This window comes from Stappia sp. (assembly GCF_965276915.1).
GTDB lineage: Bacteria > Pseudomonadota > Alphaproteobacteria > Rhizobiales > Stappiaceae > Stappia.
The window spans coordinates 4,672,971-4,685,251 of the sequence record NZ_OZ255709.1; the positions used below are offsets into that span (position 1 = coordinate 4,672,971).

12 protein-coding genes are annotated in these 12,281 nt (G+C 66.7%); 2 read left to right on the top strand and 10 right to left on the bottom strand.

What is annotated here, in order from left to right:
* Nucleotides 1-427 precede the first annotated feature (427 nt).
* Both ACQY46_RS21835 and ACQY46_RS21840 read right to left on the bottom strand, forming a co-directional pair.
* Nucleotides 428-919, bottom strand: coding sequence for a (2Fe-2S)-binding protein (locus ACQY46_RS21835; protein ID WP_428698068.1), 492 nt, complete (start codon nt 917-919; stop codon nt 428-430).
* Nucleotides 920-1,024: 105 nt separating this feature from the next.
* Complete coding sequence (locus ACQY46_RS21840; RefSeq protein ID WP_428698069.1) at nt 1,025-1,756, bottom strand: SRPBCC family protein; 732 nt, start codon at nt 1,754-1,756, stop codon at nt 1,025-1,027.
* A 268-nt stretch (nt 1,757-2,024) separates the two neighbouring features.
* Here ACQY46_RS21840 and ACQY46_RS21845 point away from each other — a divergent pair, with 268 nt between their 5' ends.
* A complete protein-coding gene (locus ACQY46_RS21845) occupies nt 2,025-3,212 on the top strand; it encodes an FIST N-terminal domain-containing protein (RefSeq protein WP_428698070.1) in 1,188 nt (395 codons plus the stop codon).
* Nucleotides 3,209-4,561 (top strand): ATP-binding response regulator, encoded by a 1,353-nt coding sequence (locus tag ACQY46_RS21850; RefSeq protein WP_428698071.1) that lies wholly within the window; start codon nt 3,209-3,211, stop codon nt 4,559-4,561. The genes ACQY46_RS21845 and ACQY46_RS21850 overlap by 4 nt, the downstream gene beginning before the upstream one ends.
* Before the next feature lie 36 nt (nt 4,562-4,597).
* Here the strand turns inward: ACQY46_RS21850 and ACQY46_RS21855 are convergent, their stop codons facing one another.
* The 8 genes from ACQY46_RS21855 to phnD all read right to left on the bottom strand — a co-directional run bounded on the left by ACQY46_RS21855 (nt 4,598) and on the right by phnD (nt 12,221).
* Nucleotides 4,598-5,299, bottom strand: coding sequence for a response regulator (locus ACQY46_RS21855; RefSeq protein WP_428698072.1), 702 nt, complete (start codon nt 5,297-5,299; stop codon nt 4,598-4,600).
* Nucleotides 5,300-5,462: 163 nt separating this feature from the next.
* The gene (locus tag ACQY46_RS21860; RefSeq protein WP_428698073.1) at nt 5,463-6,197 is read right to left on the bottom strand and encodes an FkbM family methyltransferase; all 735 of its coding nucleotides are present in this window, start codon (nt 6,195-6,197) and stop codon (nt 5,463-5,465) included.
* A gap of 260 nt (nt 6,198-6,457) precedes the next feature.
* On the bottom strand, nt 6,458-7,015 hold the full coding sequence (gene phnN, locus ACQY46_RS21865; protein WP_428698074.1) for a phosphonate metabolism protein/1,5-bisphosphokinase (PRPP-forming) PhnN: 558 nt from the start codon (nt 7,013-7,015) through the stop codon (nt 6,458-6,460).
* Nucleotides 7,016-7,032: 17 nt separating this feature from the next.
* Entirely contained in the window at nt 7,033-8,172 is a 1,140-nt protein-coding gene (locus ACQY46_RS21870; protein WP_428698075.1) for an alpha-D-ribose 1-methylphosphonate 5-triphosphate diphosphatase, read from the bottom strand.
* Nucleotides 8,163-8,909, bottom strand: coding sequence for a DUF1045 domain-containing protein (locus ACQY46_RS21875; protein WP_428698076.1), 747 nt, complete (start codon nt 8,907-8,909; stop codon nt 8,163-8,165). The genes ACQY46_RS21870 and ACQY46_RS21875 overlap by 10 nt, the downstream gene beginning before the upstream one ends.
* 138 nt (nt 8,910-9,047) lie before the next feature.
* Nucleotides 9,048-10,388, bottom strand: coding sequence for a phosphonate ABC transporter, permease protein PhnE (phnE, locus tag ACQY46_RS21880; protein WP_428698077.1), 1,341 nt, complete (start codon nt 10,386-10,388; stop codon nt 9,048-9,050).
* Between the two features lie 2 nt (nt 10,389-10,390).
* The gene (gene phnE, locus ACQY46_RS21885; protein WP_428698078.1) at nt 10,391-11,248 is read right to left on the bottom strand and encodes a phosphonate ABC transporter, permease protein PhnE; all 858 of its coding nucleotides are present in this window, start codon (nt 11,246-11,248) and stop codon (nt 10,391-10,393) included.
* A 67-nt stretch (nt 11,249-11,315) separates the two neighbouring features.
* Nucleotides 11,316-12,221, bottom strand: coding sequence for a phosphonate ABC transporter substrate-binding protein (gene phnD / locus ACQY46_RS21890; protein ID WP_428698079.1), 906 nt, complete (start codon nt 12,219-12,221; stop codon nt 11,316-11,318).
* Between the last annotated feature and the right edge of the window lie 60 nt (nt 12,222-12,281).

Genomic DNA, 12,281 nt, shown 5'->3' on the forward strand with positions numbered 1-12,281 from the left:
TTCCGCCGGACCTCGCCGGCCCGGCCGCAAAGCCTGGCTGCAAAGCCTGACTGCAAGCCTGGCGGCCTCCCGCCACAAGGCCCTCGTTCTCTCAACGTCCCGGGCCCCAACGTCCCGCTCCCAACGTCCCGGATCAGCCGTTCCTGCGTCTTCCAGCCCCGGCCTTGCGGTCAGGTCCTCCGACCCTTCCTGCCAGCCATTCCTGCCAGCCCTCCCGGACGGCAAGTCCGGTTTGCGGACCCGATTGCGGTCCCCCAGTGCGGGGCCCAGTACGAGAGCCGCCAGTGCGGAGCCGCCGATGCGGGGTCCCCAGTGCGAAGCCCAATGCGGGGCCCAGTGCGTAGCCGGATTGCGGCCATGCCCGTACCCGAGCCGGCCCTTCGACGCCCTGTTCAGGCCGCCTACTCGGGCCGCCTACTCGGGCCGCCTACTCGGCAGCCGTCTGCATTCCCGCCATCGTCTCGCTCGCCGCCGCGATCGCCTTGACGATGTTGTGGTAGCCCGTGCAGCGGCAGATATTACCCTCAAGCTCCGCCCGGATCGTCGCCTCGTCGAGCGGTCCCCCACCATGGCGCGCGATCATGTCCACCGCCGCCATGATCATCCCCGGCGTGCAGAACCCGCATTGCAACCCGTGATGCTCCTTGAATGCCGCCTGCACCGGATGCAGCTCGCCACCTTGCGCAAGGCCCTCGATCGTCGTCACCGCCGACCCGGACGCCTGCGCCGCAAGCATCGTGCACGACTTCACCGCCTTGCCGTCCACATGCACCACGCACGCCCCGCATTGCGACGTGTCGCAGCCCACATGCGTTCCCGTCAGTCCCAGAACATCGCGCAGGAATTCCACCAGAAGCGTCCGGTCCTCGACCGACCGCGTCACCTCGCGCCCGTTCACAACAACACTCACATCGCCCATCAAAACCTCCCTCTCGTTCCCGCCCAGCTCGTCCGCCCGGCTCTTGTCTCCCCCGGCAGCAAGCCGGGCAAACCTTCAAGCCCGGCCAACCGCCGGGCAGCGCCCTCAGCTCATCAACGCCAGAACCACGATCACCACGCCCAGCGCCGCAAGGCCCCACACGACCGGACCGCCCAGAAAACCACGCCCCGCCGCGCTCTCGACCTCCGTCTCCACCTCGTGAACAGCCTCGGAGACAGCCTCGCCGACCCGGTGCGGCGCATCCGAAAGCGCCTGCGTCTTCGCCTCCTCCGCAAGCCCCGCGTCAAGCTCCACACCCGCAAACGACGACGAAGCCTCGCCCGAAGACGCCGCAGACGCATCGCCGCCAGACGCATCGGCATCGGGCGCGGCCCCGTCCCCCTCGACGATCTCCTTGAACTTGCCGAAAAACTCGTCCGCCATCTTCCGCGATGTCGACACGATCAGACGGCTGCCAAGCTGCGCGAGCTTGCCGCCGACCTGCGCCTTCACCGAATAGCTGAGAACCGTCGCATCGCCGTCCTCGGCAAGCGACACATCCGCCGACCCCTTGGCAAAGCCGGCAACGCCGCCCTTGCCCTCGCCGACAATCGTGTAGCGCTCCGGCGGAACCATGTTCTCCAGCGTCACCGCACCCTTGAACGTCGCCTTCACAGGGCCGATCTTCGCAACGACCGTCGCGCTCATCTCACGGTCCGAAAGCTTCTCAAGAGACTGGCAACCCGGTATGCAACGACGCAACACATCCGCATCGTTCAACGCAGACCAGACAACACCTCGACCAGCCAACAACCGGTACTCGCCTACCAAATCCATTGAAACCCTCCCGGTTTCGGCAGACCCCGGCACTGAGCCCGCGGGTCCCGGCCGGCACCCGCGTCCTGACGACGGCGAGCCTCCCTGCGGCCGCCATCAGGAAAGGGCAGGCGGCCGGCCTTGTACACTGTACTTTCGGTCGAGCGCTTCCCGCGCGCCGCGCTTGTCAGAATGAAGGCGCCGGCCCTAGAGTGAGCGACGTCGCGCAGTCGCGCCCGGGCACCCTCGTGCCGGCCGGCGGGACCGCCGCGGCGCGAGGGAGGAAAACGTGCAGCCGAATGGCGGCATCGACCAGGCCTGCGGCATCGTCGCGCTCGAATGCGACGATCCGGATGACGCCGGTTTCTGGACGCGTGTCGCCGAGGCGCGCGCGCGCGTCGATGCGGGCTTTGCCCTCGTGTTCTTCTCTTCCTTGCGCTTCGCCGCCGGCCCGCTCGGCACGGCCCTGGCACAGGCCTGCCCGGACCTGCGCTATGCCGCCTGCTCGACCGCCGGCGAAATCACCCGCGCCGGCGTCTCGGAAGGCAATCTCGTCGTCATCCTGTTTCCCGCGGCCAGTTTTCGCATCGAGGCGCTGTGTGTCCGCGACCTGCGCAATGCCGGAATGGAGCGCATCGTCGCCCAGGTCGGCGAGGCCAAGCGGGCCTTCATCGCGGCCGGTGCACCGGAGGCCGAAAGCACTGCCAACCGTTTCGCGCTCTGCCTGATCGACGGGCTTTCCTTCGCCGAGGAAGCGGCGACCGCCGCCCTGCACTGGGGCCTCGACGACGTGCCGCTGCTGGGAGGCTCGGCTGGCGACGACATGCGTTTCGGCGCCACCACGCTGATCCTCGACGGCGAGCCGGCCAGCGACGCCGCGCTCCTGATCCTTGTCGAGACGCCGGTCCCCTTCCACATCTTCAAGACCGACAATTTCGTGCCGACGCCGAACAAGCTGGTCGTCACCCGCTCCGACCCCGACCGGCGCATCGTGCACGAGTTCAACGCAGCGCCGGCGGCGGCCGAATATGCCAGGGTCATCGGCATCGACCCGGACAGCCTGTCGCCGATGAGCTTTGCCTCGCATCCGCTCGTCGTGCGTGTCGGAGGCGAATACTATTGCCGCTCGGTGCAGAAGATGAATGACGACGGGTCGCTCTCCTTCTTCTGCGCCATCGACGACGGCATCGTCATGACCGTTGCCGAGCCGGCCGGCATGACGCGCACCACCCGGGCCGCCTTCGAGGCGGTGCGCGAGCGCATCGGCGGCATCGACTTCGTGCTCGGCTTCGACTGCGTGCTGCGTCGCATCGATGCCCGCAACCGGCAGGTGACCCATCGCATCGCCGAGATCTACCGCGACAACAATGTCATCGGCTTCAACACCTATGGCGAGCAGTATCTGTCAATGCATCTGAACCAGACCTTCACCGGCATTGCCTTCGGTCCGGGCACGGCGCAGGAAACCGGCGCATGAGCATCCTCGATATCGACGATGTCGACCGGCTGAAGCGGATCAACGACGCGCTGCTCAACCGGGTCGAGCGGGCGATGGACCAGCAGCGCAACGCCTTCTCCCTGTTCCAGACGGCGATCGCGCTGGAGGGCCAGGTGCGCCGCCGCACGGATGAGCTCACCTCGACCCTGCGCAACCTGGAGCGCACCAACGCCGAGCTCGCCCGCCAGAAGGAAATCTCCGAGCGCGCCGACCAGTCGAAGACGCGTTTCCTGGCCGCTGCCAGCCACGACGTGTTGCAGCCGCTGCACGCCGCGCAGCTGACCATGTCGGCGCTGCACGACCTGCAGGAAAACGAACGCGGCCGGGCGATGGTGGCCCAGGTCGAGCGGGCGCTCGACACGATGAACGAGCTGCTGCACACGCTGCTCGACATCTCCCGCCTCGATGCCGGCGTCATGGTGCCGAACCTTTCGGCGGTGCCGCTGACGCCGGTGATCGATTCGCTCCTGTCCGACCTGCGGCCGATCGCCGAGGCCAAGGGGCTGCGCCTGCAGACGGCCATTGCCGGCGACCATGTGCGCTCCGACCGCACCATGCTGCGCCGGGCGTTGCAGAACCTGATCTCGAACGCCATCCGCTACACCGACCGCGGCGGCGTGTTGATCGGCACCAGGCGACGCGGCGACATGGTCGCGATCGAAGTGGTCGACACCGGTTGCGGCATTCCCCTCGACCAGCGCGAGAGGATCTTCGACGAGTTCCATCGCGGGTCCGCGGCCAAGGAACGCGCCGGGCGGGACGGCGATTGCGCCCTCGGCCTCGGCCTGTCGATCGTCAAGCGGCTGGTCACCGCCCTCGGCCACGAACTCAGCCTGACCTCGGAAGTCGGCAAGGGCAGCCGGTTCCGCATTCTCGCCAGTCGCTGCGAGGCCTTGCAGGGCGCGGGCGTGCCACCTTCGCCGGCACCGCGCCAGGCCCGCGACGCGGCGCTCTCGGGCCGCCGGATCCTGCTCGTGGAGAACGATCCGGACGTGATCCGTGCCATGTCGGTGCTGCTCGAGGGCTGGGGCTGCGATCATCGGGCCGCGGCCTGCAAGGGGGAAGCGCTCGACATACTTGATCAAGGCTTCGTGCCGGACCTTGTGATCGCCGACCAGCATCTGGATCACGGCGACCTCGGCACCCGGACCGTGGCCGTGCTGCTGCACAGGCTGGGCCGACGCCTGCCCGTCATCCTGGCCACCGCCGACATCACCGAAACCGTCATGCACCAGGCGGAGCAACTGGGCGCTGAGTTCATGGCAAAGCCGGTGAAGCCGGCGCAATTGCGGGCCCTGATGGCCCATATGCTCGCCCGCGCACCCTGAGAAGGGGCGAATGGAGCGTTCCCGCCAAGGCCCTGCCTATCCTACCGCATTGCCAAAGGGATCAGCCGGATCGAGGTCGGAGATCTGGTCGAGCCTCGACATCTCGATCACGGCCTGGGTGCGGCTGTGAACGCCGAGCTTGCGCAGGATCTCGGAGACATGCGCCTTCACCGTGGTCTCCCCCACCTGCAACTCGTAGGCGATCTGCTTGTTGAGCAACCCGTCGCGGATCATGCCCAGCACCTTCAGCTGCTGCGGCGTCAGGCTGGAGACCCGGTCGATCATCGCGCGCGCATGGGCGCCGAGCTGCGCCTCGCCGGCGGCCGCGAGGTTCTCCGGCACGAACACCGCCCCGTTGATCACCTTCTGGATCGCATCGGCGAGCGCCGCCTTCTTCGAGGATTTGGGAATGAAGCCGGCCGCGCCGTAGGCGATAACCTGGGACACGACCCGCGGATCCTCGTGACCGGAAACGACGACCACCGGCAGACGCGGAAAATGGGTGCGCAGGTGTAAAAGCCCATCCATGCCGCGCACCCCGGGGATGTTGAGATCGAGCAGGGCAAGGTCGAAACCGCTTTCGTCCGCCAGGATGTCGCATGCCTCCGGCAGGGAGGCGGCATCGAGCGTCTCGGCATCCGGATAGGCGAGCGTCACCGCACTGTGCAGCGCCTCGCGAAACAGCGGGTGATCGTCGATGATCAGGAACTTCGTCATGGCGTCGGCATCTGCTGTCATCTCGCTCGCTCCGACCATCGCACCGGCGACCGCCCGTTGGAAGCGGCGCGGCACGAAACGCGACGGGACCGGACGGCCCGGCACCCGCAAGGGAGCAAGTTTCACGAAACCCGCAGCATCCGGCAAGCGAACTAAAGGACGAGACAGAAGTCGTCCGCGCCGCTCAGGCGAAGCGGGTGAACATCTCCGCCTCGTCCGCCTCCGCATCGCCCACCACCTCGAAGCAGACGACGGAGCCTTCCGACAGGTTGACGTTGTAGGCGAAACCTTCCGCGCACAGGCCGGAGAAGATCTCGATCACCCCGGCCTTGCCGATGCGCTGGGGATGCAGTTCGAGGATGATCCGCTGCAGCCCGCCCTTTCGCAGGTTGCGCAGCAGTTCCAGCTCCGCCCCCTCGATGTCGGAAATCAGCACGGTGATCCCCTTGTCCGCGATGAAGGCGGAGGCATCGACCGCCGGCACCTGCACCGTCTCGGTCACCCCTTCCTGGTCCTGGCCGATGCCGGACCGCCAGAACTCGCGATGCAGGGTGAACTCGACGAACCCCTTTTCCAGCACCTGCGGATCGGTGACGAAGGCGGCATTGATCACCTCGATGCCCTCAACCCCGTTGCGAAGATGGGTCTGGCGAATGTGGGGGATGAGCCGGGCATCGGCCTCCACGGCAGCGTAATAGGCCGGCCCGACATTGCGCATGACGCCGGCGGAAATGAAGCCGACGCCGGCGCCAAGCTCCAGCACCCGGTCGTCCTGGCGCACGAAACGCGAGGCCATCGAGAGTTCCGAGGCCTCGTAGCGGCCGCGCCGGATCTCGGTGACGATCCGCTCGTTGGCGACCTCCTCGTCGAGGCTCAGCACCAGTCCGCTGGTGCCATGGGTTACGAGCTGTCCCGACATCCTTATCACTCCCCTCGTTCCTGCCGCCGCTCCGGCCGGCACCGTACGCATCGCCGGAATGCCCGGTTCCTGGCTTGCCTGCAACGATGCGGCGTCAAGAACAGTCATGCAACCGAAGCATAGGTAATTATTACAATACCCGCATTGCGCGCATTCAACCCTCTCCTTGTCGCAAAGCTCAAAGGCTCTGGCAAGGGCTCCGGATGCGGAAGGAATCGGGAAAACAGGCAAGGGGGAAGGCGGTTCAGGTCGCCGGAAGATCAGAGCGCCAGGCGGAGGATGGCCGCCACCATCTGGCGACCGGCATCGGCGAGCGTGCCGCTGTTGTCGATTGTCGCGGCCGGCTCGACCGGCAGCGGTTCGCCCGCCCGCGCGATACGATCCGCGATCTCCTCTGCGCTTTCGCGGCCGCGCGCCGACAACCGCTCGGCAAGGACCTCCGGGCGCGCGGTGATCGAGATGACGGCAAGGCCCGGGAAGCGCTCCACCATCGCGGCCAGCACCTTGCGCGAGCCGTTGACCACCGCCGGATGGCCGGCGCGCAGATGCTCGCCGAGCGATGCGGGCAACCCGTAGCCGAGCCCATGGGCGCGCCAGCAGAAGGAGAAGGCCCCCTCTGCCTCCGCCCGGTCGAACTCCGCTGCGGTCATCGGCATATGCGCCTCCGCATCGCCGGTGGCGGGCCGGGTGATCGCCCTGCGCACGAACAGCAGCTCCGGCCGGTCGGCGAACGCCTCGCGGGCCAGCGCCAGCAGGCTGTCCTTGCCGACGCCGCTCGGACCGACCACGGCGATCAGGCGGCCTTGCGGATTTTCCACGGTAAGATCTCCGTCCCTCACACCACCCGCTGCCCCTCGCGCCACACGGTGCGCACGATGGGGATGTGTTCCTCGACCCGCACGCGCACCAGGTCGGCGCGCTTGCCGATGGCGATCTCGCCGCGATCCTCGAGCCCGGCCGAAAGCGCCGGGGTCTTCGACACCATGGCGATCGCCTGCGGCAGTTCGATCTCTTCCACCACCTCCCCCAGGAAGAAGGCGGACTGGATCAGGCTGAAGGGGATGTAGTCCGACGACAGGATGTCGAGCAGGCCGTGGCTGGCTAGGTCCCGGGCCGAAACATTGCCGGAATGGGACCCGCCGCGCACCACGTTGGGCGCACCCATCAGCACCGCCAGCCCCTGGTCCTTCGAGGCGCGGGCCGCCTCCAGCGTCGTCGGGAATTCGGCGACACGGATGCCAAGCTCGATCGCCTCGTCCACATGCGCATTGGTCGCATCGTCGTGGCTCGCCAGCACGATGCCGCGGGCCCGCGCCTTTTCGGCGACCACCTTGCGGTTGGCGTCCGACCACTCAGCCGACTGCGCCATGCGGCGCTCGCAGAATGCGTTGAACTCCGCGTCGGTCATCTTCATCTTGCCCTTGTAGTAGACCGCATAGGCCTCCAGGCTGGCGAACTGGCGCTGCCCGGGCGAATGGTCCATCAGGGAGGCGATACGCACGCGCGGATCATTGTCGAAGACCGCGAAACTCTCGAGGCAATTGGGCGCCGACACCTCGCAGCGCAGGTGAATGAAGTGATCGGCACGCAGCCGGTCCTTGGCAACGCCCGCCTCGATGGCATCCGCCAGTCGCCGCATGTCCTCCGAGGTGATGTCCGTGTCCTCGTCGAGGCCGACGCGCAGCGCGTCGAAGACGGTGGTGATGCCGCTTGCCGCGATCTGCGCGTCATGGGCGCAGACGGCGGCAATCGGGTTCCAGCGCACCTTGGGGCGCGGCGCGTAGTGGTTTTCCAGATGGTCGGTGTGCAACTCGACCAGCCCGGGGATGACGAAGTCTCCGCCCATGTCCTCGGCGCCGGGAAGCGTCGAGGGCCCGCTGTCGATGCCGGCGATCCGGCCGTCCCTGACATGAAGCGATCCCTCGATCACCTCCCCGTCCAGCACGATCCGGGCGTTTGTCAGCGTCATGTCCATGTTTCGGTCTTTCCAGGCAGGTCGGCCATCTCGCGGCCGGGCTCGGCGGCGCCGGCAAGCGTCGCTTCGTGAAGGCATGTAAAGGGGACGCCGGGCGCGGTCTCGACATAGAGCGCCAGCCGGTCCATCGCCACAGGCTCGGCCAGCATATCGCCGAAATGCGCCACAAGCACCGGAAGGACCCGCGCGGCATCTTTCGCCCCGAGCCGCTCGGTGAGCGTCATATGAAAGCGGAATGCGTCGAAAATATAGGGATAGCCCCAGGCCTCCAGATTGGCGCGCAAGGGTGGGGTAAGCCGTTCCGGTTTCCGCCTGGCGAGGTCGGCCTCGCCGAGGGGTGCGCGGAACCGGTCGAAATGGCGCACCACCTCGCCCGCCAGATCAACAAGCGCGTCGGCGGGGGCCGCCGGCGTCAAAGCCAGGAACCCGTCCAGGCTGGCTACGGCCAGCGGCAGCGCCGGCAGCGGCGACCGCTTGGCGCAATAGGCATCGAGCGCAGCCACCAGGGAGCTCTCGTCCTCCCCCTCGCGCAGCCGGAACGGCGCCTTCAGCGTGCCGTGAAAGCCATAGCGCGCCGGCGAGGCGACCAGCGACGCGCGCTCCTCCGCCTTGATGCCGCCGATGTCCCGCGGTCCCGCATCGCGGCCGAAGACGCTGCGGCCAAGCCAGGCCTCGGCGGCGGCAACCAGCGGATGGCCGGCGGGCGGGGTGAAGTAGATGGCGTAGCGCATGGTCATGCTTTCAGCAACGTCGCGGCCCCCGGCGCGATCGGCGGAGGTTTGCCGGTGAGGTCGGGACGGGGCGTCACCCGGCCATACCGGTGATCGCCTTCCGTCAGAACGGCATGGAGGAGCGAGGGAGACTCGCCCCCCAATCTAAGTCCTTGCCGTGCGGCCGATCAACAGTCCTCGCAGCCAACCCGACAGGGAATCCATCGCCATCACCATCAGCACGATCAGGATGATGTAATAGCTGACTTCTTCCCAGTCCTTCTGGGTGATGATCGCCTGGGTGAGCAGCAGGCCGATGCCGCCGCCGACGATGGCGCCGATCACCGTGGCGCTGCGGGTGTTCGATTCCAGATAGTAGAGCACCTGGCTGAGCAGCACCGGCGTGATCTGCGGCATCACGCCGAAGCGCGCCTGCTGGATCGGCGAGGCGCCGGTCGACTGCACGCCCTCGATCTGCTTGCTGTCGACGTTTTCCAGCGCCTCGGAGAACATCTTGCCGAAGGAGCCAGTATCCGTCATCAGGATCGCCAGAGAGCCGGTGAGCGGCCCCGGCCCGAACGCTCGGCTGAGAATGATCGTCCAGATCAGCCCGTCGACGCCCCGCACGAAATCGAAGAACCGCCGCAACGCGAAGCGCAGGGGTCGGGCCGGAGTGAAATTCGATGCGGCAAGGAAGGCCAGCGGCAAAGCGACCATCGCCGCCCCCATGGTGCCGAGAAACGCCATCAGAACCGTCTCGAACAGCGCCCACGCGACGTCGCCGTGACGCCACATCTGGTTGTTCCAGAAATCCGACACCATGCCGACGATGTTCGGGCGCGAGGGGTCGAGGCGCTGACCCGATACCGCCAGGTGGACGAGTTCGGAAAAGGACTTGCCGCTGAAAGGGCTGTCGAGGGTGAAGAAGAACAGCTCCCAGCCGGCTTCGTAGCGGAAGGTCTCGGTGCGGCTGGCGGTCATCGAGAACCGCCCTTCCGGGGTCGTCACGGTCACTCGGGCAGGCGAGGCGTTGATCCAGTCGGGGACGGTTTCCGACGGCAACTCGAGCCGGATCCGGCGCCCGTCGGGCTCGACACGGATCGTTCCGTAGTCCGGCACGGTGAAGCTGGCACCATCCCCCTCGTAGGCCACCTTGTAGCCCTTGCCGAGATCGATGCGCGTGACGCCGTCCTGCATCGCCACCCACTCCGGCAGCCGGCCGGGCGGATAGGTGCCCTTGTTCTCGCCCTCGATGGCGACCGACACGGTGCCGGTCCTATTGTCGCGGGTCACATGCGTCTTGTAGGTCCAGAAGTCGGACAACAGGATACCGACATTGTCGGTGCGTGCCTTGGCGGCAATACCGGGAATGTCAAAGGCGAAGAAGACATAGACGAGATAGAGCAGGATGACCGCGGGAACCGCGAGCGCCAAGCGTCGCCGGCGGGCGAAGGAGGCGACGGCAGTCTCCCCGAGAGTGGCAGCGGATGTCTGCATGGCAGCCATTGTCAGTGCCCCTTTACCAGGCGATGGCGGTAGTAACTCGACACCTGGTCGATGGCGACGATGGTCGCAAAGAGCAGGATGAAGATGGCGACCACCTGATCGTACCGCCCCTGCCCCCACTGCATGGCCGTCTTCAGGTCGTAGCCGATGCCGCCGGAGCCGACGAAGCCGAGGATCGCGGAAGCGCGCACGTTGATCTCGAAGCGCAGAAGCGCGTAGGAGAACCAGTTCGGCATCACCTGCGGCAGAACGCCAAGCCACATGGACTGCGACCAGCTGGCACCCGCCGAAGCAAGCCCCTCCACCGGTTTCAGGTCCGCGTTTTCGCTGACTTCGGAAAACAGCTTCCCGAGCGCCCCGGTCGTATGCAGCGCGATGGCGATCATCGCCGGCACCGGTCCGCCGCCGAGAATGAAGATCAGCACCAGAGCAACCACGATTTCCGGGATCGCCCGCATCGCATCCATAAGACGTCGAAACAGCGGGATCGCACGGGGAAAGCGGGCCAGTCCGCGCGTCGACAGCAGCGACAGGAACGTCGCGCCGATCGCCCCGACCAGGGTTGCCACGGCGGCGATATTGACGGTCTCGATCAGGGACGGGAAGAACTTGACCATCAGGCCCGGCAGGTTCGCTGCCTTGGCGACGGCCTCCGACACCACCTCGGAGGGAAAGTCGAAGAACTGGTGCAGACCGTCCCAGAAGCCGCCCGCGTTACGGGAATCGGCCAGTTGGAAACCGGAGATCATCAGCAACGCGAAGATGAGCAGCAGGATGCCGCTATACATCTGCCGGCGGCGGGCATGCAGCAGGTAGCCGGAGCGGATGTCGCCCGGCAACGCGGAGGCAGTTTCGGTCATTGTCCGGTCCCGAATAGGCGCGGGCGGGGCATAGACGCCCCGCCCGGCCGAACTGAAGGTTTCTGGATCAGTTCGACTTCGCCTTGCGCACGGCGATGATCGTCTCGTAGGCGTCATGCGAGATCGGAGCGAAGCCGGCCGTCTCGCCGGCGGCCATGTTGTAGGCGCATTCCGGGTCGTTGCCATGCAGTTCGTTGATGAGCTTGGTGACCTTGGCCTTGACGTCGTCCGGCAGCGAGCGACGCAGGACGATCGGACCTTCCGGGATCGGCTTGGACTTCCAGATCTCGACGAGATCGTTCATGTCGACGAGGCCGGCATCGACGGCCTTGCGCAGCGCGCCGGAGTTGTAGCCGTCAACCCACTCGCCCTGGCCGTCGGCCCAGGTGACACCGCCGTCCACGTCGCCATTCTTCACCGCGACGATGGTCTGCTCGTGGCCGCCGGTGAAGACGACCTCGCCGAAATAGTCGCCGCTCTCCATCGTCGCGCCGGTGGCCTGCGGGATCTCGATCGACGGGATCAGGTAACCGGAGGTCGAGTTCGGATCGCCGAAGCCGAACTTCTTGCCCTTCAGGCCCTCAAGCGAGGCAATGCCGCTGTCCTTGCGGGCAAAACCGATCGAGTGATAGGAGAACGAACCGTCAAGGTTGGTCTTGACCAGCACGACGTCGACCGCTTCCGGGTCGGTCAGGTAGGTCTTGGCATAGGCGGACGCGCCGAGCCAGGCCATGTCGATCGAACCGCCGAGCAGGCCCTGGATGACGCCGTCATAGTCGGCCGGGGTGAAGATCTTGGTCTCGACGCCGAGCAGGTCCTGCACGTAGGCACGAACGCATTCGTTCGACGCCAGACGGTCCTGGGCGTTCTCGCCGCCAAGCACGCCGATGCGGAATTCGGTGATCTCCTGCGCGGAAGCGCCGAAGGACAGGGTGGCGACCGCGGTGGCGGCCAGGAGGAGCTTCTTGAGCATTCGACGTCTCCTGAGAGGTCTTTTCGGTTGATTTCGATTGTCCGCCGGCGCATCGCGCCG